Source organism: Hyphomonas sp. (assembly GCF_036964145.1).
Classification (GTDB): Bacteria; Pseudomonadota; Alphaproteobacteria; order Caulobacterales; family Hyphomonadaceae; genus Hyphomonas.
Genome location: NZ_JBALUC010000006.1, coordinates 113676 through 138302 on the forward strand (window position 1 = coordinate 113676; position 24627 = coordinate 138302).

General features: G+C 61.6%; 23 protein-coding genes. 7 read left to right on the top strand and 16 right to left on the bottom strand.

Annotated elements, in window-relative coordinates; genetic code table 11:
- Nucleotides 1-15: 15 nt before the first annotated feature.
- Nucleotides 16-1509, top strand: a complete 1494-nt coding sequence (locus tag V7660_RS16595) for a PepSY-associated TM helix domain-containing protein (RefSeq protein WP_335604167.1) — start codon at nucleotides 16-18, stop codon at nucleotides 1507-1509.
- Here the strand turns inward: V7660_RS16595 and V7660_RS16600 are convergent.
- The 10 genes from V7660_RS16600 to V7660_RS16645 all read right to left on the bottom strand — a co-directional run bounded on the left by V7660_RS16600 (nucleotide 1506) and on the right by V7660_RS16645 (nucleotide 9887).
- On the bottom strand, nucleotides 1506-2273 hold the full coding sequence (locus tag V7660_RS16600) for an energy transducer TonB (RefSeq protein WP_335604168.1): 768 nt from the start codon (nucleotides 2271-2273) through the stop codon (nucleotides 1506-1508). The two genes, V7660_RS16595 and V7660_RS16600, sit on opposite strands and share 4 nt — an antisense overlap.
- The gene (locus tag V7660_RS16605; protein ID WP_335604169.1) at nucleotides 2270-2689 is read right to left on the bottom strand and encodes an ExbD/TolR family protein; all 420 of its coding nucleotides are present in this window, start codon (nucleotides 2687-2689) and stop codon (nucleotides 2270-2272) included. The genes V7660_RS16600 and V7660_RS16605 overlap by 4 nt, the downstream gene beginning before the upstream one ends.
- Nucleotides 2686-3087, bottom strand: coding sequence for an ExbD/TolR family protein (locus V7660_RS16610; protein ID WP_335604170.1), 402 nt, complete (start codon nucleotides 3085-3087; stop codon nucleotides 2686-2688). Before V7660_RS16610 ends, V7660_RS16605 begins: the two co-directional genes overlap by 4 nt.
- The gene (locus V7660_RS16615; RefSeq protein WP_335604171.1) at nucleotides 3062-3766 is read right to left on the bottom strand and encodes a MotA/TolQ/ExbB proton channel family protein; all 705 of its coding nucleotides are present in this window, start codon (nucleotides 3764-3766) and stop codon (nucleotides 3062-3064) included. The genes V7660_RS16610 and V7660_RS16615 overlap by 26 nt, the downstream gene beginning before the upstream one ends.
- A 34-nt stretch (nucleotides 3767-3800) precedes the next feature.
- Nucleotides 3801-4481 (bottom strand): Fe2+-dependent dioxygenase, encoded by a 681-nt coding sequence (locus V7660_RS16620; RefSeq protein ID WP_335604172.1) that lies wholly within the window; start codon nucleotides 4479-4481, stop codon nucleotides 3801-3803.
- 67 nt (nucleotides 4482-4548) lie between these two features.
- Complete coding sequence (locus V7660_RS16625) at nucleotides 4549-6762, bottom strand: TonB-dependent receptor (RefSeq protein WP_335604173.1); 2214 nt, start codon at nucleotides 6760-6762, stop codon at nucleotides 4549-4551.
- Nucleotides 6763-6890: 128 nt separating this feature from the next.
- The gene (locus V7660_RS16630; protein ID WP_335604174.1) at nucleotides 6891-7850 is read right to left on the bottom strand and encodes an FAD:protein FMN transferase; all 960 of its coding nucleotides are present in this window, start codon (nucleotides 7848-7850) and stop codon (nucleotides 6891-6893) included.
- 2 nt (nucleotides 7851-7852) lie between these two features.
- Nucleotides 7853-8671 carry a DUF4198 domain-containing protein gene (locus V7660_RS16635; protein WP_335604175.1) on the bottom strand — a complete coding sequence of 273 codons (819 nt, stop codon included), beginning with the start codon at nucleotides 8669-8671 and terminating at the stop codon, nucleotides 7853-7855.
- Between the two features lie 37 nt (nucleotides 8672-8708).
- Nucleotides 8709-9230, bottom strand: a complete 522-nt coding sequence (locus V7660_RS16640) for a DUF2271 domain-containing protein (RefSeq protein ID WP_335604176.1) — start codon at nucleotides 9228-9230, stop codon at nucleotides 8709-8711.
- A gap of 9 nt (nucleotides 9231-9239) precedes the next feature.
- On the bottom strand, nucleotides 9240-9887 hold the full coding sequence (locus tag V7660_RS16645; protein WP_335604177.1) for a PepSY-associated TM helix domain-containing protein: 648 nt from the start codon (nucleotides 9885-9887) through the stop codon (nucleotides 9240-9242).
- A gap of 243 nt (nucleotides 9888-10130) precedes the next feature.
- Here V7660_RS16645 and V7660_RS16650 point away from each other — a divergent pair, with 243 nt between their 5' ends.
- Genes V7660_RS16650 through V7660_RS16660 form a run of 3 tightly spaced genes read left to right on the top strand, consistent with a single transcriptional unit; the run spans nucleotide 10131 to nucleotide 12903 of the window.
- The gene (locus tag V7660_RS16650; protein ID WP_335604178.1) at nucleotides 10131-11513 is read left to right on the top strand and encodes an anthranilate synthase component I family protein; all 1383 of its coding nucleotides are present in this window, start codon (nucleotides 10131-10133) and stop codon (nucleotides 11511-11513) included.
- The gene (locus V7660_RS16655) at nucleotides 11510-12094 is read left to right on the top strand and encodes an anthranilate synthase component II (protein ID WP_335604179.1); all 585 of its coding nucleotides are present in this window, start codon (nucleotides 11510-11512) and stop codon (nucleotides 12092-12094) included. The genes V7660_RS16650 and V7660_RS16655 overlap by 4 nt, the downstream gene beginning before the upstream one ends.
- A complete protein-coding gene (locus tag V7660_RS16660; RefSeq protein ID WP_335604180.1) occupies nucleotides 12091-12903 on the top strand; it encodes an aminotransferase class IV in 813 nt (270 codons plus the stop codon). Before V7660_RS16655 ends, V7660_RS16660 begins: the two co-directional genes overlap by 4 nt.
- An 18-nt stretch (nucleotides 12904-12921) precedes the next feature.
- On the opposite strand, the gene ald is transcribed toward V7660_RS16660, so the two are convergent.
- From ald to V7660_RS16680, 4 genes are all read right to left on the bottom strand, one after another.
- A complete protein-coding gene (ald, locus tag V7660_RS16665; protein WP_348210367.1) occupies nucleotides 12922-14037 on the bottom strand; it encodes an alanine dehydrogenase in 1116 nt (371 codons plus the stop codon).
- A gap of 148 nt (nucleotides 14038-14185) precedes the next feature.
- A complete protein-coding gene (locus tag V7660_RS16670; protein ID WP_335604182.1) occupies nucleotides 14186-15604 on the bottom strand; it encodes a TolC family protein in 1419 nt (472 codons plus the stop codon).
- Nucleotides 15601-18738: an efflux RND transporter permease subunit gene (locus tag V7660_RS16675; RefSeq protein ID WP_335604183.1), complete on the bottom strand. Its 3138-nt coding sequence runs from the start codon at nucleotides 18736-18738 to the stop codon at nucleotides 15601-15603. The genes V7660_RS16670 and V7660_RS16675 overlap by 4 nt, the downstream gene beginning before the upstream one ends.
- 18 nt (nucleotides 18739-18756) lie before the next feature.
- Entirely contained in the window at nucleotides 18757-19917 is a 1161-nt protein-coding gene (locus tag V7660_RS16680; protein WP_335604184.1) for an efflux RND transporter periplasmic adaptor subunit, read from the bottom strand.
- 138 nt (nucleotides 19918-20055) lie between these two features.
- Here V7660_RS16680 and V7660_RS16685 point away from each other — a divergent pair, with 138 nt between their 5' ends.
- Nucleotides 20056-20664 carry a TetR/AcrR family transcriptional regulator gene (locus V7660_RS16685; RefSeq protein WP_335604185.1) on the top strand — a complete coding sequence of 203 codons (609 nt, stop codon included), beginning with the start codon at nucleotides 20056-20058 and terminating at the stop codon, nucleotides 20662-20664.
- A 22-nt stretch (nucleotides 20665-20686) separates the two neighbouring features.
- Here the strand turns inward: V7660_RS16685 and V7660_RS16690 are convergent, their stop codons facing one another.
- Both V7660_RS16690 and V7660_RS16695 read right to left on the bottom strand, forming a co-directional pair.
- A complete protein-coding gene (locus tag V7660_RS16690; protein ID WP_335604186.1) occupies nucleotides 20687-21376 on the bottom strand; it encodes a dioxygenase family protein in 690 nt (229 codons plus the stop codon).
- A gap of 5 nt (nucleotides 21377-21381) precedes the next feature.
- Nucleotides 21382-21756 carry a hypothetical protein gene (locus V7660_RS16695; RefSeq protein WP_335604187.1) on the bottom strand — a complete coding sequence of 125 codons (375 nt, stop codon included), beginning with the start codon at nucleotides 21754-21756 and terminating at the stop codon, nucleotides 21382-21384.
- Nucleotides 21757-22466: 710 nt separating this feature from the next.
- Between V7660_RS16695 and V7660_RS16700 the strand changes: the two genes are divergently transcribed.
- Both V7660_RS16700 and V7660_RS16705 read left to right on the top strand, forming a co-directional pair.
- Nucleotides 22467-23201 (top strand): response regulator, encoded by a 735-nt coding sequence (locus tag V7660_RS16700; RefSeq protein ID WP_335604188.1) that lies wholly within the window; start codon nucleotides 22467-22469, stop codon nucleotides 23199-23201.
- Nucleotides 23201-24622: a sensor histidine kinase gene (locus V7660_RS16705; RefSeq protein WP_335604189.1), complete on the top strand. Its 1422-nt coding sequence runs from the start codon at nucleotides 23201-23203 to the stop codon at nucleotides 24620-24622. Before V7660_RS16700 ends, V7660_RS16705 begins: the two co-directional genes overlap by 1 nt.
- Nucleotides 24623-24627 lie beyond the last annotated feature (5 nt).

Here is a 24627-nt window from a genome sequence, read left to right on the forward strand (position 1 = left end):
GTCGAGGCATCCCCAATGGCAAAATCCCTCTGGCCAAAATCTTCCAGCGAACGGGTAGATTCCGCGCTTTCCGCGCATTCCGTCATGGGGCTGGTGATCAGTGCCTTGCTGTTCGTCATCTGCGTCAGCGGCACGATCGCCGTTTTCGAGGATGAACTGGAATGGTGGGAACAGGCGGGCACACCGACGGTTCAGGAGGTCTCGCCAGCGGTGATGCAGGCCACGGCCGCAGACATTCTGAAACGGGACGCTGAGACGACTCACATCTATATGTATCCGCCGCGTGACAACTGGCCTCGTTTTGTGGCCGGCGGCGACAATGGCATGTTCGTGATGAGCGAGACCGGGGAGATTGCCAGCACGCTTGAAGCCCCGTGGAATGATTTCCTGATCGAACTCCATTATTATCTGACACTGCCGCACAGTCTCGGGATCATCATCGTCGCCATTTTCGGTGTCATGCTGGTGTCGATGGCTATTTCGGGCTTGCTTGCCCATCCGCGCATCTTCCGGGATGCATTCCGGTTCCGCCGCACGGGGCAGGCCCGGCTGGCGCAGGCGGACCTTCATAATCGTCTCAGCGTCTGGACTGCGCCCTTCCTGATTGCCGTGGCCGGGACAGGCGCGATGATCGGCCTGTTCGGGGTTGTGGCCTTCGTCTTCGCGCAGACCAATTATGGGGGCGACACCAAACAGCTCAGCGAAGCGATCTTTGGCGGCGAAGTCATTGAAGCGGATGCCACACCGGCGCCGCTGACCGGGGTGGATACGGCGCTCATCCATCTGGACCGCGACGTGCCGGATGCAAACGCGTTCATCGTGATCGTCCATGAACCCGGCACGAAGAGCCAGCATATCCAAATCTATGGCGACGAAACTGATCGCCTGATCTATGGCGAGACCTATACCTATTCGACCGATGGTGAATTGCTGGCCACGGGGCACAATTCGGACGGGCCGGTTGGCCAGCAGATCGCCATGTCGATGTACCGATTGCACTTCGGGGATTTCGGCGGCGCGGTGATGAAGTCGATCTACTTTATCCTCGGCATCATGCTCTGCATCATCATTGCGAGCGGGTTGAACATCTATTTCCTCAAGCGCCGCGAAAAGGGACGTGCCGCCCCGCGTCTTGAAGCCATGTGGAGCGGATGGGTCTGGGGCAGTGTGGCCATGTTCCCGATCACGCTGAGTGTCAGCCTGTTCGGCGTCAGCGGGCCTTGGTTGATCGCGCTCTACTGGCTGGGATCTGTTGCGTTTGCAGGCGCAGCGACCATGTGGATGAGCGCGGCTTCGGCGGGCCGGGCCTTCCGAATGGTGTTCGGGGTCGCCTTGCTCCTGGCGCCGCTGATGCAGCTGATTGAAGGGGATGTGAACTGGAGCAATGCCTATGCAATGGTTATTTCCATTGGCTTGCTGGTGACAGGTGCGGCGTTCGTGGCAAGGGCGATCTCGACCTTTCGTCCGACGGATATCCAGCCGGTTCCGTCGCCTGACGTCAGGCTCTAGTTCAGGGAATAGTCGATCGGTACCGTGAACGTCAGGTCCGTGGCGTGCAGCTCCGCAGGCGGCGGTGGCAGGGGCGAGGCCGCGCGGAGCAGGTTCAGTGTCGCCTTGTCGAGCAGGGCATGGCCGGAACTGGTCTCAATCCGCTGCTCAAGGATGTGACCGGCCGGATCGATCTGGAACCAGACCTTCACGACGCCCTGCTGGCGGCGAGCGCGTGCCGGGTGGGGATAGCGCTTGTGCTTCAGCAACCAGGCCTGGATGAGGCCGGCATATTGGGCCTGGCTCTTTTCCACGCCCGAGGGCAGCCCGAACGGGGCTGGCGCGTCGCGTCTGCTTGCCGCGTGTCCGCCACCGGCTGCCGAGGCTGTTCTTTGTGTTTCAGTCCGTTTCATAACGTTTCGCGGTGTTTCATCTGCGTTCGCATCTGTCGCAGGCGGGCTCACAGGCTCCGGCGTTTCCGCAATCACGACGCGCGCGGGATCGGGCTGGACGATGCGGGGCGGAGGCGGAGGAGGCGTCTTGGGCGCGGGCTTCGGCTTCGGTTTGCGCGGGGGTGGCGGCGCGGGTGGTTCGGGTTCGGCAGGCGCCTGGGTGGGGGTCAGTGCGCCGTCGAGCGAGCCTAAGGGAGCGAGGATGATTTCGCGTTCCGTTTCGGTCGGGACTGCCACAGAAGTGGACTCGAAATTCAGGGCCGACAGGCCGAGCGCATGCAGGCCGAAGGCGCAGACAAAGGCGGTGGGCCAGAGGATCGCGTTGGTGTTCATCGCGCGGCCTCTGAGCGGGTGACGAGCTTCACCCGTGTGGCGCCAGAGGCGCGCAGCGTGTCGAGGATTTCGATCACCTTCACCGTCTCGACGCCCTGGTCGGCGATGAGGCGGATGGACTGGTCCGGGTCGGCGGACACGGCGGCGCCGAGCTCGGCCTGCGCAGTGTCAGCCGGCAGGATCTGGTCGCCCAGCGCGATGCGTCCTTCGGGAGAGATATAGAGGGTGAGATCGGCGGGCGTAGCCTCCACGTCCGCCGTTGAGGCGGGCGGCTCCACTTCCAGCGGCTCGACTTCCTTGATAACGCCTGCGACGAGAAAGAAGATGAGCAGCAGGAACACGATATTGATGAGCGGCATGATCCGGTCATCAATATTGGCGAGTTCAGAGGGCTGGGGACGGGAGGTCAGTTTCACGAGGCCGTCTCCAGCCCTTGCAGGACAATTGCGCGCGCATTCGACGCCTTCAGCGCATCCATGACCGCAACGCTGGTTTCCAATGGCACGCCAGGCGCGACCTTGATGACGACCGGGTCGCCCTTGGCGAGCCGGGCCTCAAGCCTGGTGTGGATGTCCTGAAGGGCAAGGGGCGTATCCTCATGGAACAGGCCAGCCGCCTTCAATTCCAGAATGACAGGTTCATCCACGGGCGTGAGATCGGCCGCTGTGGCCGGGACCGCGAGGTCCAGAGTCTTGCGCTGTGAGAAGGTCGACGTCAGCATAAAGAACAATAGCAGGATGAACACCACATCGATGAGCGGTGTCAGGCCAATCTTTGCGGCAGAGGGCTTACGCGTTTGCTGCGCGAAGTTCATCGGCGGAGCCTTCGGTCCAGCGGGTCAGGTCGGGCGTGAAGATGCGGGTGACGGCGTCTTCAGTGGTGTGGGCGATCTTGAGAATGCTGCGGTCGAACCAGCTGGCGATGGCGACGACCGGGATGGCCACGATCAGGCCGGCGGCCGTGGTCAGCAGCGCGGCCCAGATGCCCCCGGAGAGGATGGAGGGATCGACATTGCGGCCCGCCGCTTCCATGGCGCGGAAAGCCTGAATCATGCCGAGCACCGTGCCGAGCAGGCCCAGCAGGGGCGACAGGGAGCCGATCAGTTCGAGCAGGCCGATATGGGATCGCAGATTGCCGAGTTCGTCCGTGGCGACGCGCTCCACTTCCTCGCGTACGGCGGCCTCGCTGACATCGCTGCGCAGGCTGCCGCGAATGGCGGTGGCGACGGTGATGGACGCCGGATCCTTCGCGCCCTGGACGGCGGCAAGTGCCTCGCGGCGGCGGTCTTCGCGGTACAGCTTCACAGCCATTTCCACTTTCGTGGCGCGGCCCAATCCCATCAGGCCGAACTGGATCAGCTTGTAGATGATGATCGTAACGGCGATGACCGACAGGCCGATCAGCAGCCAGACGACCGGGCCACCGGCCAGCACCAGGCCCAGGGGGCCGTCGAGTGTTTCCGATGAGGCGGAAGGAGGAAGTGTCTGGTCCATGAGGATGTGCCTTGTGGAGGGGCGTGAAGGGCGATCAGGCGTCGGCCCAACGACGGATGAGATTGTGATAGATGCCGGTCAGGCGCACGACCGATTCATGCTCGGGATTGGTGGCATTGAGCGACTGGATGGAGCTGTCGAGTTCGAACAGGAGGGTTCGCTGGCCTTCATCGCGCACCATGCTTTGCAGCCAGAAGAAGGAAGCAACGCGCGCGCCCCGCGTCACGGGCGTCACCCGGTGCAGGCTGCTGGACGGATACAGGATCATGTCGCCGGCGGGAAGTTTCACCGTGTGGGAGCCATAAGTATCGTCGATGACCAGTTCACCGCCATCATACGTGTCCGGTTCCGCGAGGAACAGCGTGCAGGACAAGTCTGTCCGGATACGGAAATCACTGCCCCGGACAGGACGAATGGCATTGTCGACATGGTTGCCGAAATTCTGACCGCCTTCATACCGGTTGAACAGCGGCGGATAGACCTTCTGCGGTAGGGCCGCAGAAATGAAGGTGGGATTGCTCTGCAGCGCATCGAGGATGCGGTTGCCAGCCTCGCGACATGCCGGGCTGGTATCGTCCAGCTGGGCATTCTGCTTGGCTTTGGCGGCTTGGGCGCCTGAGGTGACATTGCCGTCCAGCCAGGTCCCGGAATCGATCAACTGCCGCATCTCGGCGACAGCAGATTTGGACAGGACATTGGGTATTCGGACCAGCATGGCGATTGCCTCGGAGGTTTGCAGGGGGATGAGGGCCGCGGATCGTCTTCGCGGCCCTCTGATGGGATCAGTATTTGAATTTCAGGCTGCCGATGATGGCGCGGCCCGTCGCGATGGTTGCCATGTGCGTAGTATAGACCCGCTCATAGTAACGCTCATCGCTGAGATTGTTGATGTTGAGCTGAGCGTCGATGTTGTCGTTGATGACATAGGACGCCATCGCATCATACTTGCAGTAGCCCTCGACGCTCTTGCTGTTCGCCGTGTTGCCATAGCGCTCGGACATGCAGGTGGCGCCGCCGCCAATGGTCAGCTTCGGCATGACATCATAGGTGGTCCAGAGGCTGGCGCTGTGCTCCGGCGTGTTCGGCAACTGGTTGCCTACCTGGTCGGTATTCACCGGGCCGGCATCGACGATTTCGGAATCCATGTAGCTGTAGCCGGCAAATATGCTCCACGCTTCGGTGATATTACCGGTCGCGCTGAGTTCGATACCGTCCACACGCTGTTCGCCGACGGCCTGTTGCGCGGCGCCGCGGCCCGCTTCAACGGCGACGTGGCCATCCGTGATCTCGTTGCGGAAGATGGCCGCGGTCAGCGCCAGGTTCCGGCCAGCCGGCTCCCATTTCACGCCAAGCTCATAGTTCGCGTTCTTCTCCGGCTTCAGATCTTCCTCGGTTGTGGAGAGATTGTCGTTGCCGTCGCCTGCCGTCACGCCGGACGGGCTCGCAGAGGTGCCGATGGACGCATAGATGCTGGTATTGGAGACAGGCTTGTAAACCAGGCCCGCCTGATAGCTGAAGATCGTGTCGTGATTGGACAGGCCGGTCGACGTCTTCGTGCTGAAATCATCTGCGCGAACGCCCAGGTTCAGGATCCACTGGTCATTGAAGGTCAGCGTGTCGAACAGGTAGAGCCCGGCCGTATCGACCTGGGTTTCCGTCGGATCATTCAACGAGATGTCGCCGGTCCATGGATCGTTCGGGTTCGGATTATAGAGATCAACGCAATTGTAGCCGCTGATGGCGCCTGCGCCGACCAGGTCACATCCACCTCGCGGAATGGACTCACCTTCCGGAGTCAGGAGGCTGACGGAATAGGTCGCCCGCTCAGTCTCTTCATGGCCGAGTTCCAGGCCGGTGGACAGCGAGTGCTGGATACCGCCGGAAGTGAAGAAGGCCTGAATATCGGTCTGGTTGACGATGGAGTCGGTGACCGAGTTGCTGCTCTTGGTATTGCGATAGACGAGGCCGTTAGCGACGTTGCCCTGGCTGTCATCCGGGTTGGTCGCAATGTAGTCGTTCTTCGACCGGCTGAGCCGCGTCAGGTTTCGGATGGTCACATAGTCATTGAGGTTGTTGCGGAATTCCAACTGGCCGGAATCGACTTCCGTGTCGTGGAAGTCGCGATTGACGAGACCATAGAAATTGTCCGGGTCGATGCCGGTGACCGGCTCGCCGGTGACGGTGTCCAGCGGGTGGCCGTAATCCATCAGGCCGTCGCTCTCATAGTGGGAGAGGCTGGCCGTCACCTGGGTTGGCGCATTCAGGCCGAAGGTGATGGTCGGGGCAATGCCCCAGCGATTGTCGTAGACGGCGTCCCGGCCCGGCACTTCAGCGTCCTGCCACATGGCGTTGACGCGGAAGGCGACCTGCTCGGAGACAGCTTCGTTGACGTCGACCGTGGCGCGCTTGTAGTCGGCATTACCGATGGCGGCCGAGCCGGCGACGAAATCGTCAGCCTTGGCGGTCTTGGTCACCAGGTTCAGGCTGCCGCCCGGCGCGCCGCGTCCGGCCATCGTGCCGTTGGCGCCGCGGGAGACTTCGATCTGTTCGAGATTGAATGTGTCACGGGACTGGGAGGATGCATCGCGCACCCCATCGACCATGATGCCGCTGGTGGATTCATAGCCGCGAATGAACGGACGGTCGGCAAAAGGCTGGCCGCCTTCGCCCATGGCCATGGTGATGCCGGGCACGGTGCGCAGCGCGTCGACGAGCGAGGTGGCGGCGGTGTCTTCCAGTACTTCCTGGGTCACGACGGTCACCGAGCGCGGCGTGTCGATCAGCGGCGCTGTGTATTTCGGGGAATTGGGTTCAGCGGTGTAGTCCGGCGCGTCGGCGTCAATGGCAACTGTGCCCACTTCGACCGGGTCGGAGTCCTTCGCTGGCGTTTCGGTTTGGGCGTGCGCGGTCAGGGGCAACATGGCAAGGCCAAGGGCCGTACCTGTCAACAGGAGGCTGAACGGGCGCCCATGCGGTTCGGAACTGGAAAATTCCATAAATTGTTTCCTTTGGTGAGCGAGGGATGCGATTGCGACCTAATTGCAAAATCCCGCAGACGCAAGTGATTTTGAGACTTATTCTCAGGGTCGGTCGAGGTTCGTGCTCATGTGTGACCTTGTTGCCATCAATGAAGCATCGGCCGCAGGGGATCGGTCGGGATGGCCGGACCATTATGGAACTGGAACAGGGCGGCGATCCTGTGGGAATTCGCCAGCGCGAGGCCGCGCGTGGCACCGGCGGCGAAGAGGCCGGTCGCCCAGGCATCTGCCGTCCCGCACTCCGGGTGCAGTACGCTGACACTGGCAAGGTCTGCGCCCTCATCCGGGGCGGCTTGGGTCAGGATGTGGGAGATTCGGGCGCCATGCTCCATGCGGAACCGCTGGGTGTTGCCGGAGGTCGCCACGGAGAAGTTTGACAGGGCCAGCCGCCAGCGATCCTCGGCGCCATAGGTGGGGTCTAGATCGACCCACCAGGGCAGCCCGTCCGGCTTCACGCCATATGCCTTGTACTCGCCGCCGATCTCCGCGAGGAACCGGGAAATGCCCATCCCCTGGACCGCGTCGGCCATGAGGTCGACGGCATATCCCTTGGCGATGCCGGACAGGTCGAGCTGGAACGGCGCGTGGCGGATCAGCAGATTGCCGGTCAGGGAGAGGTCGCGCCACGCGCTATGCGTGTCCGGCAGAGTGTCTTCGAGGCTCACATCCGGGCCGAAGCCGGCGCGGATGATGTCCGTGCCGAGGCAGGGGTTAAAGGCGCCTTCGGTGGCGTGCGCAACATCCTGGGCAAGCTTCAGGGTGTCGCAGAATGTTTCAGGCAGTTCCATGCCGGAGCCGACAGGCAGGCGATTGAACCGGCTGATGACCGAGCCAGCCTCCCATGTGCTCATCTGGGAAATGATGTCAGAGAAAACCGCTTCGACGCCCTGACGGATGTCGTCCATGGTCCGGTCATCCGGCGCAAAATACGACAGGGACCAGTCCGTCCCCATGGTCTGGCCACTCAGCCGGAACAGCTGGTGACCTGACAGGGAGGGGCGGAACTGGTCGTCTTCCGGATCCTGCGGGATGACCAGATGGATCATGCCTAGAAGGGCAGGGCTTCGAATGTCATCGTATAGGACAGGCGCTGGGACATCGGCGCGCCATCGACGTCGATCGTGCCCTCGGAGGAGGCGGTCAGCCAGTAGGGGCCGGCCCGGTCAGGTGTAAAGGTGATGAGGCCTGCGGGGTCCGTCGTGACCTTGGTTTCGGCCGGGTCATCGCGGTAGCGGTCATTGCCGGGAACGATGGTCACTTCGACGCCTTCGGCAGGCGTGCCATCCAGCAGCAGTCTGAAGCTGGCAGCCTCGCCGGCAAAGATGTCGTTGGGGTGGGTGACCGGGCTCAGTTCCAGACCGCTGCCAGTGGCGGCGAAGACGTCTGTGGTCGGAGCGCCGAGCGTAACGAAGGATTCATTGCTGCGCTGGGCCTGGGAAACTTCGACGCCCGGCTTCTGGTCGATGCCGTCTGCTTTCAGTTGCTCCAGCGACCCGCGCCAGCGCTTGCGCTCGCCATTCTCGGTCCAGCCGGCGAAATAGGAGACACCGCCTGCGGTGGAGATGCGGTAGGTGCCCTGCTGGTCCATCTTGAAATCGAACATCGAGCGGATTTCGCCGCGCATGGCGTTTTCAATCTCCACGGCGCGGCCATCGGGCGCGGTGACGAGGATCGAGGCCGGATCGATGGCGTGATGGTTCGGGAAGAACAGATCGTTCGAGATCGCGGCATCGACCGTGACCCATTGTTCGTCACCGGAGAAGGTGAAGGTCGATGGCAGGATCCAGGCGCGGTGGGCGCTGGCCGTGCCCGCAATTGCGAACAGGGCGGTGCTGGCGGCGAGGAATTTGACGGCAAGATGTTTCATGGTCGTATCTCCTTGGAAAATGGCAGGCGGAACTGGCCTATTCGTCCTGTGTGATGTTGAGGGTGATGTCGCCGAGCTCGGTTTCGCCTGAGACGGACAGCGGTATATCGGTCGCGGCCGGCCAGGAGAACGGAATCTGAACCATCTCACGGCCGCCGACTTCGCGCACGGCTTCAATGTTCAGGACATAGTCGCCGGGCTCAAGATCCTTCAGGCCGGAGGTTTCGGTGTCGAGGCTGATCGTGTGCGTGCCGGGCGCGCGGGTCGCGCCGGAGACGCCATCAATCGGGAGGTCCAGCTGGCGACCTGTACGGCGCCACCATTGGCGCAGATCCTTGAGCCAGGTTTCGCCCTCGTCTTCGCCGCGGCGTTCCTGCTGGTACCAGACCGCAAGATTGGCCGCGACGGAATTGTCAGGCCGGGCAATCCAGGTGGCGACATAAGGGCGGTGATATTCGGCCACGTCCAGCCGGGGGATGCCGATCTCGATGTCCAGGGTCTCGGCGATGGCGGGGCTGGTGAGCAGAGCCATGCCGGCAAGCGTGATGGTGGCGCGCATAGAAATACCTCAGGCGTGGGTGAAAAGGAGGAGAAGCAGGATGGGCAAGGCGAAGCCCGCAATTGTCAGCGGCCATGTGCTGGGGCGCCGCGCGGAATGCATCTGCAGGAGCCACAGGCCCGATCCGCAGAACAGGATGGCGGCAAGCGCAAACAGGTCGAGGAACAGCGACCAGACGAACCCGGTATTCCGGCCCTTGTGAAGATCGTTCAGATAGGCGACGGCGCCGCGGCTGGTCTTCTCGAACAGGACTTCACCTGTCTCGCGGTCAATGCTGATCCAGGCATCCCCTCCGGGGCGTGGCAGGCTGACATAGACATCGAAATCGGTCCATTCGGCGGGCTGGCCGGCGGCATCAAAGCCCGTTTCGGATTTGAGGTGTTTCGCGATGGCTGGGGGCAGGCTGGGATCAGAGCCAGTGTCTACAGGATCAGTGAGAAGTGCGGTCATGTCTGCAGGCAGGATGATCTCGCCTTCGACAATCTTCGGGGTCGCGGTCAGGTCGCGCGCATGGTTGAGCGTGATCCCCGTCGCCGCAAACAGCATCATCCCCACAAGGCTCAGCGCACCGGACATCCAGTGCACCGTCCGGACCTGCCGCTTGACGAACATCTTGAAGGACGCGCGTTTGGCGCTGGCAGTCTGGGAGAGGCTCATACGGTCGGGCCCGCTTGCTGGGTCACGCGCGAATCTGTCCGGCGCAGTCTGGTGGAGGTTTCGCCTCCTAGCATGGGCTCTTGCGCTCTTGCAAGTCATTCTCAATGAGTGGCTGACATTGCCTGTCTGCCTGCTCGAACAGGCGGCGCGGGCAGGAGCAGTGACTGCGATCCGGGCGTGTCTTTTGCGCGTCCGGCTCTATTGATCTAGCCAAGACCTATTCGTTTCCAGATCAGGCCCTGAATGCGCTACGCCCTTTTAGATACATGTGATCCCGTCGGCGCCGCGACCGTGTTCCATGCTGCGCCGGGCACGCTGTGGCTGGACAGTGCCGATCCGGACCATCCGTCCTCGCGCTGGTCGTATCTCTGCATCGCGCCGGTTGCGACCTTGCGTGTGTCGGCGGACGTTTTGACGCCGGGTGAAGACGGATTCGCCCGCAAATCAGACGAGGTGCGGCGCTGGATTCGCGGTCAGGCGCGCCAGCGCATTCCCGGTGGCCCACTCTTTCAGGGCGGCGCAGCGGGCTATGTCTCCTATGATGCGGCGCCGCTTTTCCTTGAGCGGTTCCAGTCTCGCCACGCGCCCCGGTCTGACCTTGCCGAGTTTCACCTCTATGACACCGTGCTGGCCTTTGACCTGACAGGGCAGCGCACATGGGTCATGTCCGCGGGCCTCGCATCAGCCGATGCCGAGGAAGATGATGTTCTGGCAGATGCCCGGATCGCGGAGGTGCTGGCCCGTTTGGACGGTGAGGACGGCAAGCCGGCGAGCGGCGCCGCCTTGGACTGGGCGCGCCCGGATCACGCCATCGATTATGTGGCCGCCGTGGAACGCACACAGGATTATATTCTCGACGGCGACATCTATCAGGCCAATATCGCGCAGAACTGGGTCGCGGCCCCAGTTGATGTAGCGGGCGCCTTTTCCAATTATCTGGAGATGCGAGAGCGTACGCCTGCGCCATTTGCCGCGTTTGGTCATTTCGCAGGGCGCATACTTGCCAGCGCCTCGCCTGAGCGGCTGATCTCCGCGTCCGCGAAAGGCCGGGTCGTGGCCGAACCGATCAAGGGTACCGTACGGCGCAAATCCGATGCGAAAGAGGATGCGGCGGCGCAGGCAGGCCTGCTGGCATCGGAAAAAGACCGCGCTGAAAACATCATGATCACAGACCTTCTGCGTAATGATCTTTCGGTCGTTTGCTGGCCTCATTCCGTCACGGTGACCTCGCTGTGCCGGTTGGAGACCTTCTCCAATCTCCACCATCTCGTCTCGACCATTGAAGGCGATCTGGCGGAAGGCAAGGATGGCTTCGACCTGTTCGCGGCGGTGTTCCCCGGCGGATCAATCACGGGCGCGCCTAAGCTGCGCGCGATGGAGATCATTGACGCCTTGGAGCTACGCCCGCGCGGCGCGTATTGCGGCGCCATCGGCTATGTCGGCTTCGATGGCGCGATGGATTTCAATATCCTCATTCGCACGATCGACCATCTGCCGGAAGAGAGTACGCTGCTTGCCGGCGGCGGTATCACGCTGATGTCCGACCCTGTGGGCGAACTGGCAGAGTCCGAATTGAAGGCCGAGCGGATCGCCCCCTCCTTTTTCAGGGCGGGGGAGCAGACATGATCCTCGTCCTCAACAATCGCGACAGCTTTGTCTTCAATCTTGCGCGCTACCTGACCTGCGAAGGCGCGAACGTGTCGGTGGTCGACAGTGACCGCATCAGCCTGGACGAGATTGCCGACCTGGCGCCGCAAGCGCTGGTCCTGTCACCCGGTCCGTGCACGCCAAATGAGGCCGGCATCTGCCTGGAGGCCGTCCGTCATTTTGCGGGCAAGCTGCCGATCCTTGGCGTCTGCCTCGGGCATCAGGTGATCGCGCAGGTCTTTGGCGGAGAGATTGTCCGGTCGGCCTTCCCGAAACATGGACGCACGACGAAACTGGATGTCGAGGGCGGCGCGCTGTTCGAAGGATTGCCACCGGAGTTCGATGTCGGCCTGTACAATTCCCTCGTCGCGACGTTTGATGCCTTGCCGGAGCAATTGCGTGTAGATGCGCGTTCGGCGGAAGGGGAGATCATGGCGCTGTCACACACATCCCTGCCGCTGTTCAGCGTGCAGTTCCATCCGGAATCCATTCTCACCGAACATGGCTTTGACCTGATCGGAAATTTCGTTCGCCTCGCCCAGAACTGGACCGCCCCATGATCCTGTCACAGCCGTCTGCTTCGCCGCAGCATTCCGAAGCGTTCGACCTGCGCGACCGGGGGCTTTTGCTCGCGGATGGCGTGTTTGACACGTCGCTGGTGAGGGGCGGGCAGGTCGTGCTGCGTGCGGCGCACCTGGACAGGCTGGTCGAGGGTGCAACGGCGCTGGGCGTTGCGCTGGAACGAGACGCCGTGGCTCAGGTCATGGACGCCGCGATTGAAGGGCGCGCGTCTGGCGCGCTGCGGATCACTGTGACACGGGGGGCGGGCGCGCGGGGACTTGCGGGTGAGGCGGTCGCTGCGCCGACCCTGATTGCGAATGTCTCGGACTATGATGCCAGTTCGCCTCCTTCACCCGTGCGGGCCCAGGAGAGCGCGATCCTGCGCAACCCGACATCCATCGTGGCGCGCTACAAGACCCTGTCCTATACAGACAATATTGCCGCCTTGCGCGCAGCAATGGCGGCCGGGTTTGAGGAGGCGTTCTTCTTTACGGCGGCGGGAAATCTCGCCTGCGCAAGCGTTGCGAATGTGTTCGTGCAGAGGGGCGAGGCGATCTTCACGCCGCCTGTCAGCGATGGGGCCTTGCCGGGCGTGATGCGGAACTGGCTGTTGGAGCAAGGGCGAATTGGCGAGCGGGCCGTCTCTGAGCGGTCGATTTCGCGCGAGGAACTGAGGGCTGCAGACAGGGTGTTCCTGACCAACAGTTTGCGCCTGTTCCAGCCGGTCTCGGCGTTCGGGAACAAGAGCTTTGAGGCTGACCTGCCTGAAGGGTGCGCCGGGTTGCGGAGCCAACTGATCGGCAGCTGACCCCGCTTGGGTCAGTTTCTAGGCCAGTGCGTCGGCCAGCGGCGTCAGGTCCAAATTCAGGCTTTCGGCGACGGCTTCACACGTCACCTTGCCATTCCAGACATTCAGGCCGGCTGCGAGATGCGGGTCAGATCTGAGGGCGTCTTTCCAGCCCTTGTCCGCGATGCGCAGGGCATGGGGCAGGGTGGCATTGTTCAGGGCGTAGGTGGATGTGCGCGCGACGGCGCCCGGCATGTTGGCGACGCAGTAATGGACAATGTCGTCAACCACATAGGTCGGGTCATCATGCGTGGTCGCATGTGAGGTTTCGAAACAGCCGCCCTGATCGATGGCGACATCCACCATCACGGCGCCGGGCTGCATGATGGAGAGCATTTCGCGCGTAATGAGTTTCGGCGCTGCTGAGCCGGGGACAAGGACCGCGCCGATCACGAGGTCGGCCTGGGCGATTTCCTGCATCAGCGTGGCGCGGGTCGAATAGACCGTGTTGGCGCCGGCCTCGAAATGGGTGGCAAGACGTTCCAGAACATCCGGGTTCCGGTCAAGGATGGTGACGTCCGCATGCATGCCGACGGCCATCTGCGCCGCGTTGAAGCCGACCACACCGCCGCCGATGATAACGACCCGGCTGGCATGGACGCCCGGCACGCCGCCAATAAGCACGCCGCGCCCGCCCTTGGCCTTTTCGAGGGCCGAGGCCCCGGCCTGGACGGCGAGGCGTCCGGCAACCTGGCTCATCGGCTTGAGCAGGGGCAGGCCGCCGGTGCGGTCGGTCACGGTTTCGTAGGCGATGCAAGTTGCGCCGGATTTCATCAAATCCTGCGTCTGTTCCGGATCCGGAGCCAGGTGGAGATAGGTGAAGAGGATCTGGCCGGGGCGCAATTGTGCGCGTTCGGGGGCCAGCGGCTCCTTCACCTTGATGATCATTTCGCAAGTGGCGAACACATCTGCGGCCGTCTCCGCGATCTCCGCGCCGACGGCGCGATACGCGTCATCCGTGGCGCCAATGCCCATGCCGGCTTGCGTTTCCACCAGAACCTTGTGCCCGCGCGCGGTGAACTCGCTGACGCTCTCCGGCGTAAGGCCGACCCGGAACTCATTGTTCTTGATCTCTTTTGGAACGCCGATCTGCATGCTCATGACTCCCGGAGGGTAAGGTTACCTGAATTTCGCGGATATCGTATATAGTATGCCTTCATGTCCAGAGGTTTTGTATGTTTTGTTTCAACATACAAAATATCTGTCGAATTATCTTTCTCGTCCCTGTGGGTCGTGAGCGAATTTATTCCCCGGGAGCTTCTTCCAGAGAAGCATCCCAGACCGCCAGCGAGCGGTAAAGGGCAAGACTATTCAGGCCGCGATCCAGATTGGCGAGGATGAGCTCCTGCTGGGCGTTATAGTTCTCACGCTGGGCGTCGAGCACGGTGAGATAGTCATCAAGCCCGGACTTGAACCGCTCCTGCGAGAGATAGAGCGTTACGCCCGTATCATCGGCCAATTGTTCCAATGCCTCCAGGCGGCTGGAGATTGTCTCCGATACGGCAAGCGCATTGGCGACTTCGCGGAAGGCCTGCTGGATCGTGCCTTCATAGGAGGCGAGCGCGGCATCGGCATTCGCGCGGGCAGCATCAAGGTTACCGCGCCGCGTGCCGAAATCGAAGATCGGGACCGAGATGCTCGGCGTGAAGGTCCACCCGGAAGCATAATCGCCCTCGAACAGATCCGTCAGGTCGCCGCCCGCCACGCCGGCGCCCCCGATGAGGGATACGGAGGGGAAGTAGGCGGCGCGGGCAGCGCCGATATTGGCATTCGCAGCCAACAGATTGCGTTCCGCCTGAATGACATCGGGGCGGCGCAGCAGCACGTCGGAGCTCTGACCGACCGGCAGGTCGAGCTTCACGGCTGATGGAGAGAGTTGAACCCGAGCCTCAAGGGCAGGGGGCAAGTCTGTGCCGACAAGATAGCGCAACGTGTTCAGGTCCCGGCGGACAATGGCCTGGAATTCTGCCGCCTGCGCGCGCGCCGAGGCGACGGAGGCCGAAGCACGGCGCAAATCGATTTCACTGGCTGTGCCCGCATCGAACAGGGCTTGCGTCAGGTCGAGGCTTTCCTTCTGGCTTCCGGCCGTCTGTTCGGCGAGGCGCAGCAATTCCTGGTCCGCCGCAAGCTGCAGCCAGGCTTCGGCGACCGACGCGACAAGGGAGATCTTGGTGGCGCGTTCGCCTTCGACGCTGGCAAGATAGGTCTGCATGGCCGCGTCATTGGAGTTCCGGACGCGCCCGAAGAAGTCGAGTTCCCATGCGGAGACACCGATTTGAGCAGAGGAACTGTCCCGGAAGGCGGAGGAATAGGTGGCGTCATCCTGGAAGGTATCGCCCATTTGCGCGCTGCCGCTGGCGGTGAAGCTGGGCCAGAAGCCTGACCGGGCCGTGAGCAGATTGGCCCGTGCCACTTCGACCGTGGCAGCGACCGTTCTCAGGTCACGGTTCTGTTCAAGGGAGAGCGCGATCAGCGTGCGCAGGTCTTCCGACTGGACAATGTCCTGCCATGCCAGCGTGGAAACCCCCGCGCTGGCAGGTTCAGAAACCGGCAATTCCATCGGCACCGGCGCGGCCGTTCGCTCATAGTCCGGGGCGAGATTGACACAACCGGTTAGGATGAGCGCGCTGAGGGGGGCGGCGAGGTATTTTTCACGGCTCATGCTGAATCTCCGGAAGTGGCAGGGCGCTCGCCGCGAATGCGCATCGCAACCTGGCGAACGAGAACATAGAAGAGGGGGGCGAACAGCAGGCTGAACGTCATGGCGGCGATCACACCGCCCACCATGATCAACCCCATCGCGTTGCGGCTTGCCGAGCCCGCGCCCGTGCTAAGGGCGAGCGGCAGGACGCCGAAGCCAAAGGCAAAGGAGGTCATCAGGACGGGCCGGATACGCTGGCGGACGGCCTCAATGGTCGCTGTGACCACGTCCTTGCCGCTGTCTTCCAGCGTGCGGGCAAACTCGACGATCAGAATGGCGTTCTTCGAGGCGAGACCGACCGTCATCAGCAATCCCACCTGGAAGAAGACGTCATTCGCAAGGCCGAACAAATTTGCCGCCGCAACCGCGCCAGTGACGCCGAGCGGAGCGACCAGCAGGACCGAGATCGGGATTGTCCAGCTTTCATAGAGCGCTGCGAGGCAGAGGAAGACGAAGAGCAGGGACAGGATATAGAGCATGGTCGCCTGGTTCCCGGTCTGGCGTTCCTGACGGCTGAGCCCGCTCCATTCATAGGAGAGGTTGCCAGGAAGCTGGTCTACCAAGTCTTCCATGACCTGCATCGCTACGCCAGAGCTTTCGCCGGGCGCTGCGGAGCCCTGAATATTGATCGCAGGCATGCCGCCAAAGCGCTGGAGTTGGGGCGAGCCATAGGTCCATTCGCTGGACACGATCTCGTCAAGCGGGGTCATGTCGCCGGATGATGTGCGTACAAACCATTTGGAAATGTCTTCCGGTTGCATCCTGTCTTCAGCGTCACCCTGAACGTAGACGCGCTTGATGCGCCCCCGGTCCAGGAAATCGTTCACATAGGTGCCGCCGAACGCAACCGACAGGAGGTTCGTGGCGTCGGCCACGGATACGCCCAGGGCCTGGGCCTTCTGATAGTCGAGGTTCATCTTGAATTGCGGACCGTCTTCACTGCCGTTCGGACGCACGCCCACCAGTCTGGAATCCTGGGAGGCCATGCCGAGGAGCTGGTTGCGAGCCTCTACGAAGTCGGTATGGGTGAGACTGCCCGTGTTCTGGAGGTAGAGGTCAAAGCCGTTCGAGTTGCCCATCTCCCGAATGGGAGGCGGCACGATCGGGAAGATCCGGGCTTCGTCGATCTGGGAGAGACCGCCAAAAGCACGGCCCGCAATGGCCTGCACTGTATTCTCAGATCCCGGCCGCTCGGCCCAGTCATTCATGGCGGCAAAGGCGATGCCGTTGTTCTGGCCCTGCGCAACGACACTGAAGCCGGCGATGGTGAACAGGCCCTTGATATTGTGCGACTCGTTGGCGCCATAATAATCGGCGACATCATCCATCACCGCGGCGGTGCGTTCCAGCGTGGCGCTCTCGGGGAGCTGGACGATAGTGAGCAGGGTGCCCTGGTCTTCGTCTGGAAGGAAGGCAGACGGCAGGCGAACGAACAGGAGGCCCGTAACCGCGACAATTGCTGCGAACGTGACCAGCATGATCCAACGGCGGCGGACGATGCGGGTGACAGCGCCTTCATAAGCATCTGTCAGCTTGTCAAAGCCGGTATTGAATGCGCGGGCCGGGGCCATCAGGAAGGATTTGTTATTGCCGCTCGACGGCTTGAGGAGCGTCGCACACAGGGCCGGAGACAGAACCACGGCAATCAGGACCGACAGGGCCATGGCCGACACGATGGTGACCGAGAACTGACGATAGATGACGCCTGCCGATCCCGGGAAGAAGGCCATCGGGATGAACACGGCCGACAGGACCACGGCGATGCCGACCAGCGCGCCGGTGATCTGTTTCATGGATTTCACGGTGGCATCATATGGCGAGAGCCCGTCTTCATGCATCACGCGTTCGACGTTCTCCACGACCACGATGGCGTCATCCACCAGCAGGCCGATTGCGAGCACCATTGCGAACATGGTCAGCGTGTTGATCGACATGCCGAAGAGAAGCAGGACCGCGAACGTACCGAGCAGAACGACCGGAACGGCAATGATCGGGATCAGGGATGCGCGGAAGCTCTGAAGGAAAACCAGGATGACCACGAAGACGAGCGCGATAGCCTCATAAAGAGTCTTCTGCACTTCGTGAATGGAGGTTTCGATAAAGGGCGTCGCGTCGACAGGGAACTGGTATTCCATGTCATCGGGGAAGGCTTCGGACAGTCTGGCGATGGATTCCTTCACGCGTTCGGCCGTATCCAGCGCATTTGCGCCAGTGGCGAGCGAGACGGCGAAGCCGGTTGCCGGATTGCCATTGAAGCGGGCGATGAAGGAATAATCCTGCGCGCCGAGTTCGACGCGGGCAACGTCTGCGAGACGTACCGAGCCCCCCGCAGACGTGGTCCTGATCAACAGGCTCTTGAATTGTTCGGGAGTGGTCAGCAGGGATTGCAGCGTGACGGTGACGTTGATTTCCTGGCCGGGTACGGATGGCGCGCCGCCGAGGGCGCCAGATGCGATCTGCGCATTCTGGGCCTGAATGACCTGGATGACATCAGCCGGAGTCAGACCGTATTGGGCAAGCTTCTCCGGCTCCAGCCAGACACGCATGGCGTATTGTGACCCAAAGACCTGGACGTGGCCGACGCCTTCGACGCGGCTGACCGTGTCATAGATGTTCGAGCGGACATAATCGCCGAGGTCGGTCTGGTTGAACGTGCTGTTCGGGGAATAGAGCGCTGTCACGAGCAGGAAGCCGCCCGTGGACTTGCTGACAGTGACTCCCTGGCGCTGGACTTCCTCTGGCAGGAGCGGTCTGGCCAGCGAGATCTTGTTCTGGGTCTGCACCTGCGCAATGTCCGCGTCGGTGCCGGGCTCGAAGGACAGCGTGATCGAGGCCGATCCGTCAGAGTTTGACGAGGAGGTGATGTAATCCAGCCCGTCGAGGCCGGTGAGCTGTTGCTCGATGACCTGCGTCACGGCGTTTTCCACTGCTTCGGCCGAGGCCCCCGGATACACGGCCGACACGCTGACTGTTGTCGGGGCAATATCCGGATACTGAGCAATGGGTAGGGCGCGCAGGGCCATACCGCCCGCGAGCATGATGAGGATCGCGATCACCCAGGCGAAAACCGGGCGGTCAATAAAGAATTTAGCCATGGGAGTGTCCAGATCTCGCTAGTTCAGGTCGCTGCTTCGGGCGCGGGAGGCGGAGATGGTTCCGGCCCTTGAGACCGGATCAACCGTCATGCCGGTGCGCACGGTCTGCAGGTTGGAGACAACGATCTCGTCCCCCTCGTTCAGGCCATCGAGCACGATCCAGGAACTGCCATCATGTTGCTCGACCTTGATCGCGCGCTGTTCGACGGTGTTGTCGTCCTTGAGCACCATGACCGAGGCGTCGCCGGTTGGTGTGCGGGAGACGACCGATTGCGGTAGCGTGATCACATTCTCATACATGCCGGCCACGAAATTCGCCCGGACGAACATGCCCGGCAGGATGATGCCGTCAGGGTTCGGCACAAGGGCGCGAACCGCGACTGTGCCAGCGCTTTCGTCGACATTGATCTCACTGAATTCCAGCTGACCCTGCAAAGGATAGGTCGTGCCATCGCTGAGGATGATGTTGACCGGAACCGTCCCCAGCTCTTTCGAGGCGATGCGGCCGGACGCCATCTCCTGCCGCATGGCAAGCACGCGGTTGCTGGACACGGTGAGGTCAACATAGACGGGATCGATCTGGAGCACGCGGGCCAGCTCATCGGTCTGGTTCTCTGTGACCAGAGCGCCTTGCGTCACTGTAGACCGGCCAATCCGGCCAGCAATCGGAGAGGAAATCTTGGTGCGGGCCAAGTCGATGCGGGCGCGATCCAGCGCAGCCTTCTGCAGGGCGATGTCGGCTTCGGCTTCCTCAGCGCTCGCGGCGGCCTGATCATATTCCTGCTGGCTGACCGCATTGATCTTCGCGAGGTTCGCAAAGCGCTTGGCGGTCTCCTTGGCGACATTGGCCGTGGCCTCGGCGCGGGTCAGGGCGGCTTCAGCGCTCCGGACATCCGCCGCATATTCAGCGGCATCAATCTGGTAGAGCGCCTGGCCGCGAGCGACCAGATCGCCTTCCTTGAACAGGCGCTCCTTGATGATGCCGGTAACTTGTGGTCGGATTTCGGCTTCGGCATAGGCCCGGGCACGCCCGGTCAGCTCGACGGCATTTGGAACATTTGTCAGTTCTGCCGTAAGGGTCTCGACGCGCGGCGCAGATTGTTGTGGAACTTCCACTGGTGCGGCATCGTTTCCACAGGCAGCCAGAAGGAGGACGGCTGACAGGGCCGCAGCCGACATACTTTTTCTTATCACTTCCATGTGGATTCCTTGACGAGCCGGACGGCATCGATGTAACAAATAGAATGAACGCTCTATCTAGTGCTGCGGTGCAGCATGTCAAGGAGAGGGTATGGCAAGATTTAGGCGCTTTTCTGCATGACTGTTATGACTGGATCGAAGACAGCCGCAAAACGTGAAACCCGCATGTCGGAAATCCTCGACTGTGCGGAAAATAATTTCGTGGAAAAAGGCTTCCACGGCGCCGGTATTTCGGGGATCGCCAAGGAATGTGGCATCAGTGTCGGCCATTTATACCACTATTTCACCTCCAAGGATCTTTTGATTGAGGCGGTGGTCGAACGCGAGCTCATGCGGCAAAAGGAGCGGCTGGGAGACTTCTGCAATCTGAATGCGGCCGAAATCCGGGATCAGATCGCCCCCCTCGTCATCGACATTATCATGAAGCATCAGGATCCGTTCCGAACCGTTCTGAACTTCGAAATTCTGGCTGAAGCGCAGAGGAATCCCTCCGTAGCGGCCATCCTGCATCGCTATGATGGGGAAATCCGCGATCAATTCTGCGCCGTGTTGAACAAGGCAGGCATTACAACGCCCTTCCTGCGGACGGAAATGCTGTTCACCCTGTTTGCAGGAATTCCCGCGCGCACACTTCGCCATCCCGAACAGGAGCGCCCGCAATTCATCGAGATGATGAAGCCTATCATTACGAAAATCCTGGTCGGCGAAAACCTTCCCGTAAAATGATCTCTGGCGGACGTGTTCGCAGCTACTCCGCCGACTCAACGAAAACACTGAGACCGGCTCTGAGAGCCGAAGGCCCTGCTGCGCTGACGGTGGCGAGCTGGATGGAACGCGTATCTTGAACCGGGTCCCGGACGGGCGGCTCGAACCTCAACTCGTTGTATTTCTTCATGCTGTCGGCATAGGCCGGATGGCGCGTATAGACGGACCGGGAGATGATATCCGGGAACAGGATGCGTGACCGGATCAGGCTTGGAGCGCCAAGCCTCAATGCATCGAGGCTGCGATAGACTTCAAAGTGAATGTGCGGGGCGCGGCCCCGATAAGTGCCGGGATAGATGGTCTGGAAACGCACGCGGCCGCGCGCGTCCGTGATCCCGATGCCGCGCAGGTAATTCGTGTCAGGGCGGTTGAATACGGAATATTCGCCAGCTGCATCGGCGTGCCAGACATAGACGGCATGCCGGTCCAGTGGGCTCCGCCAATCAGAGGCTGACTGGAAGGTCAAATTCAGGTCCACGGGGACACCGTTTGCTGATCCCGGCATGCCGTTGAACCCGGTCGTGATGTCTGTCCGGATGAGGCCGGCGCCCGCCCATAGGTGTGCAAGGCTCTGGCCTGGCTGGAGCGCGCGGTCATGCGGGTAGGCCTGTGGGGCGTTTGCCGCAGGTGGAGCGGCCTGTGTCCGGGCGAGGGCGGGTCTCTGGATCGGCATCGGCCTTATTGCCGCCGCCCCGGAGGCGGCCCGTGGCGTTGACTATCTTGTGGCATGGCGCCCTCGCCCCGCTCTGTTACGCGCGGCGCAGCCAATAGCTCGGCCCGGGACAATGAGCCATCATGGTCCTTGTCCATCTGGTCGAACGTATCGGTCAGCCTGACCCGGAACTCCTGATCGGTGATCGTGCCGTCCAGATTGCTGTCAAAGGCGATGGGGCTGGGCAGGGCGTTGAGATCCCCCAGCGTTTCAGCGGACCAATTTGACATCCTGACGGCGGATTGGCGAACTTCATGGGGTCCGGCGAGAAGCTGCCATTCATAGTCTATGCCAGCGTCCAGTTCCTGGCGGGACACATAATGATCACGGTCTGTGTCCATACTGACGAGCAGAAGAGCAGCTGGTGGCGCGAAGAGCCCCTGCGAGCGGATTTGTCGGGCGCGGCTGCCTGCATCCCGGTCGCCTCCGGGAGGCCCCGAACGTGGAGACGATGTGCAAGCGGCCAGCAGGGTCAGGCCAGCCACCACGAGGAAGGCGGTTCTTGCTGGCCCTGCCAGCCTGCGATGCAGGGAGGAAAAGGGAGCGAGGGAGGCGTCACACGGTGAGACGTAGGGGGCAAGTGACGCCTCCCTCTCATCGTATCGATCTTGGCACCCTAAGGGAGGCTTGGTGAGCAAGGGGCGGACGGGGACTGTCCTGGTCGATACGATGTTCTTGGTAGTGGAACCGGAAACTTCACAAGAGGTCGTGCCGGAATAGAGGGGGGAAGCGGTCATGGGGGGCACTCTTTCTGCAGTCTCCGGGATCGAATTGCCCGGAAACTTCCGTGCGTCGATGAGATCAGGATGCCTTGGCCATGTTGAGAGGATATGCCGGTTCTGGCAAAAGTGATGGCAATATATGTCAGTCTGCAACATGACATTACAGGCTTGAAAGGTATGGGTTTTTGCGGGAGATTTTTGGTGTTCCAGATGCTCTGGCAAAAGGGGGGTGTGGGGCACAGTTGGGTGCAGTTGCGACACACCTTGGCAACAAGTTTATCCTATTTGTAATCATAAGATTGAAGACACACACTCAGGAGACAGTGGCGATGCCAGATCCGGCGACCACGCGCCCCGAACACATCCTCGTCATCGATGACGACCGAGATATCCGGGAAGACTTAAAATCCTATCTCACCGAAAACGGTTTCCGCGTTTCCACGGCCGAAAATGCGCCGGCGGCGCGCCGCGCCATTCATTCGGAAGCCCCCGATCTGATTCTTCTGGACGTGATGATGCCGGGCGAGGACGGGATAAGCCTGTGCCGGTCGATTGTCCGGCTCACCGCCATCCCGATTGTTTTCATCAGTGCAAGAACGGACGAGATTGACCGGATCGTGGGCCTGGAAGTCGGCGCGGACGATTATCTCTGCAAGCCGTTCAATCCGCGCGAGCTGCTCGCCCGGGTGCGGTCTGTCCTGCGCCGGTCGAATGGCCGCGACCGGGACATGACGCCCGAGAAGACGCGATACTTCGAATTTGATCGCTGGACGCTGGACACGGCGAAGCGCACCGTCACCCGCGATGACGGGGTGATCGTGTCGCTGAGCACGGGGGAATACCAACTCCTGATGATCTTCATTGCCCGCCCGCAAATTGTCCTGTCTCGCGAGCGGATCGTGGAATTGTCCCATGCCGAAGGGGCCGACGTGTTCGACCGGAGCGTCGACAGCCAGGTCAGCCGGTTCCGCAGGAAGATCGAACGGGATCCCCGGAATCCGGAGATCATCCAGACTGTCTGGGGCGGCGGATATGTCTTCGCGGCGGATGTGAAGAAGCTCTGATGTTGTCCCGCTTCGATACTCTCCTGACACGGATCGTGATCCTCGTCGTCGCCGCTGTGCTGTCTACCTTCATCCTCGTATTCTTTATCGTTCAGTTCCAGATGTCCTCACGGGATGAAGGCCCGCGAGATGCACTCGATTTTGCAGAGACAGCCTTGCTGGAGCTTCAATCCCGGGATTGGCCGGAGGACATGTCGGAATCAGAACTGAAGCAGCTGAAGATCGACACGTATTTCATTGCTGATTTTCCCCTTGTTGGGCCCAGTACCGGGGACCATCACGATCAACTGCGTGCCCGGTTAGGTCTGAGCGATGAGACCCCCCTTGGCGTTGCAATGAGTGGCCCCGGGTTTGACCCGGACGGAAAAGTCCGTGGCCCCCCCCGTGGCGGAAGACCGGCAGGAGATGGCCCTCAACAAATGTTTCCTCCGGGCGCAGGCGATCGAGACCGGCCTCTGGCGAAACGCGATTTCAACCCGCAGCACGGAGCTGTGGTATCGATCGGGTTGGACGAAAACAGGTGGGTTAATCTTCGTACCGAATTGGTGTCTATGGACAGCCCTCGTCCGAGCCTGTTGCCGATGATTGTGCTGATCGTTCTGATGATCGGCATCGGCATCTGGGCGGCCGTCAATGCCATCAATCCCCTCCGACAGATGGCGAAGGCGGCGAATATGCTGGCGGCAGACTACAAGCATGAGCCCCTGGTCGAGCAGGGGCCGAGCGATGTTCGGGAAGCGCTGCGTGCCTTCAACCGCATGGGACGACGGCTGGAAACCACCGTGGCGGGACAACGCCAGCTGCTCGCCGCAATCGGGCATGATCTGCGCACACCGATAACGTCCCTGAAGCTTAAGGTCGAGATGCTGTCGGATCCCAATGAGAGCGAGCGAATGAGCCGGGCCTTGTCAGAGTTGGAACGCATTACCGAGGCTGCGCTTGCCGCCGCCACCGCTGGCCAGTCGGACGAGCCATTTCAGCCCGTCGATATGCATTCTCTCGTCGACAGCCTTGTGGAGGACCTTTGCGATCTCGGTCTGGCCGTCACCTTTGAAGACACGGACGCACGACCGATTGTCATGGGGCGGTCAGACGAATTGACCCGGGCCTTGCGCAACCTTGTCGAAAATGCCGTGCGATACGGCGACACGGCGCGCGTACATCTCATCGAGCGGCAGGGCAGGGCCATCGTGACAATCCAGGATGATGGCCCCGGTATTCCCGGTGATTCCCTTGAGCGCGTGTTCGAGCCGCTTGTCCGGCTGGAACACTCACGCAATCGCGAGACGGGCGGCCACGGGCTTGGTCTTCATATTGCGAAGAATCTGATCGAAGCGCATGACGGACGCATTGAGCTGGAAAACGCACCGGACGGGGGCCTGCTGGCGACGATCATCCTGCCCCTGAAGACCGCCGCCTGATCCCC

Bases quoted from the DNA above. Each gene is read 5' to 3' on its own strand.
- V7660_RS16600 (WP_335604168.1), bottom strand. From the start codon at position 2,273: ATGAACACCAACGCGATCCTCTGGCCCACCGCCTTTGTCTGCGCCTTC.
- V7660_RS16680 (WP_335604184.1), bottom strand. From the start codon at position 19,917: ATGTCGGCTGCGGCCCTGTCAGCCGTCCTCCTTCTGGCTGCCTGTGGA.
- V7660_RS16695 (WP_335604187.1), bottom strand. From the start codon at position 21,756: ATGGACACAGACCGTGATCATTATGTGTCCCGCCAGGAACTGGACGCT.
- V7660_RS16625 (WP_335604173.1), bottom strand. From the start codon at position 6,762: ATGGAATTTTCCAGTTCCGAACCGCATGGGCGCCCGTTCAGCCTCCTG.
- V7660_RS16620 (WP_335604172.1), bottom strand. From the start codon at position 4,481: ATGCTGGTCCGAATACCCAATGTCCTGTCCAAATCTGCTGTCGCCGAG.
- V7660_RS16670 (WP_335604182.1), bottom strand. From the start codon at position 15,604: ATGAGCCGTGAAAAATACCTCGCCGCCCCCCTCAGCGCGCTCATCCTA.
- V7660_RS16650 (WP_335604178.1), top strand. From the start codon at position 10,131: ATGCGCTACGCCCTTTTAGATACATGTGATCCCGTCGGCGCCGCGACC.
- V7660_RS16595 (WP_335604167.1), top strand. From the start codon at position 16: ATGGCAAAATCCCTCTGGCCAAAATCTTCCAGCGAACGGGTAGATTCC.
- V7660_RS16685 (WP_335604185.1), top strand. From the start codon at position 20,056: ATGACTGTTATGACTGGATCGAAGACAGCCGCAAAACGTGAAACCCGC.
- V7660_RS16630 (WP_335604174.1), bottom strand. From the start codon at position 7,850: ATGATCCATCTGGTCATCCCGCAGGATCCGGAAGACGACCAGTTCCGC.
- V7660_RS16690 (WP_335604186.1), bottom strand. From the start codon at position 21,376: ATGCCGATCCAGAGACCCGCCCTCGCCCGGACACAGGCCGCTCCACCT.
- V7660_RS16675 (WP_335604183.1), bottom strand. From the start codon at position 18,738: ATGGCTAAATTCTTTATTGACCGCCCGGTTTTCGCCTGGGTGATCGCG.
- V7660_RS16660 (WP_335604180.1), top strand. From the start codon at position 12,091: ATGATCCTGTCACAGCCGTCTGCTTCGCCGCAGCATTCCGAAGCGTTC.
- V7660_RS16610 (WP_335604170.1), bottom strand. From the start codon at position 3,087: ATGAACTTCGCGCAGCAAACGCGTAAGCCCTCTGCCGCAAAGATTGGC.
- V7660_RS16705 (WP_335604189.1), top strand. From the start codon at position 23,201: ATGTTGTCCCGCTTCGATACTCTCCTGACACGGATCGTGATCCTCGTC.
- V7660_RS16640 (WP_335604176.1), bottom strand. From the start codon at position 9,230: ATGCGCGCCACCATCACGCTTGCCGGCATGGCTCTGCTCACCAGCCCC.
- ald (WP_348210367.1), bottom strand. From the start codon at position 14,037: ATGCAGATCGGCGTTCCAAAAGAGATCAAGAACAATGAGTTCCGGGTC.
- V7660_RS16645 (WP_335604177.1), bottom strand. From the start codon at position 9,887: ATGAGCCTCTCCCAGACTGCCAGCGCCAAACGCGCGTCCTTCAAGATG.
- V7660_RS16655 (WP_335604179.1), top strand. From the start codon at position 11,510: ATGATCCTCGTCCTCAACAATCGCGACAGCTTTGTCTTCAATCTTGCG.
- V7660_RS16700 (WP_335604188.1), top strand. From the start codon at position 22,467: ATGCCAGATCCGGCGACCACGCGCCCCGAACACATCCTCGTCATCGAT.
- V7660_RS16615 (WP_335604171.1), bottom strand. From the start codon at position 3,766: ATGGACCAGACACTTCCTCCTTCCGCCTCATCGGAAACACTCGACGGC.
- V7660_RS16635 (WP_335604175.1), bottom strand. From the start codon at position 8,671: ATGAAACATCTTGCCGTCAAATTCCTCGCCGCCAGCACCGCCCTGTTC.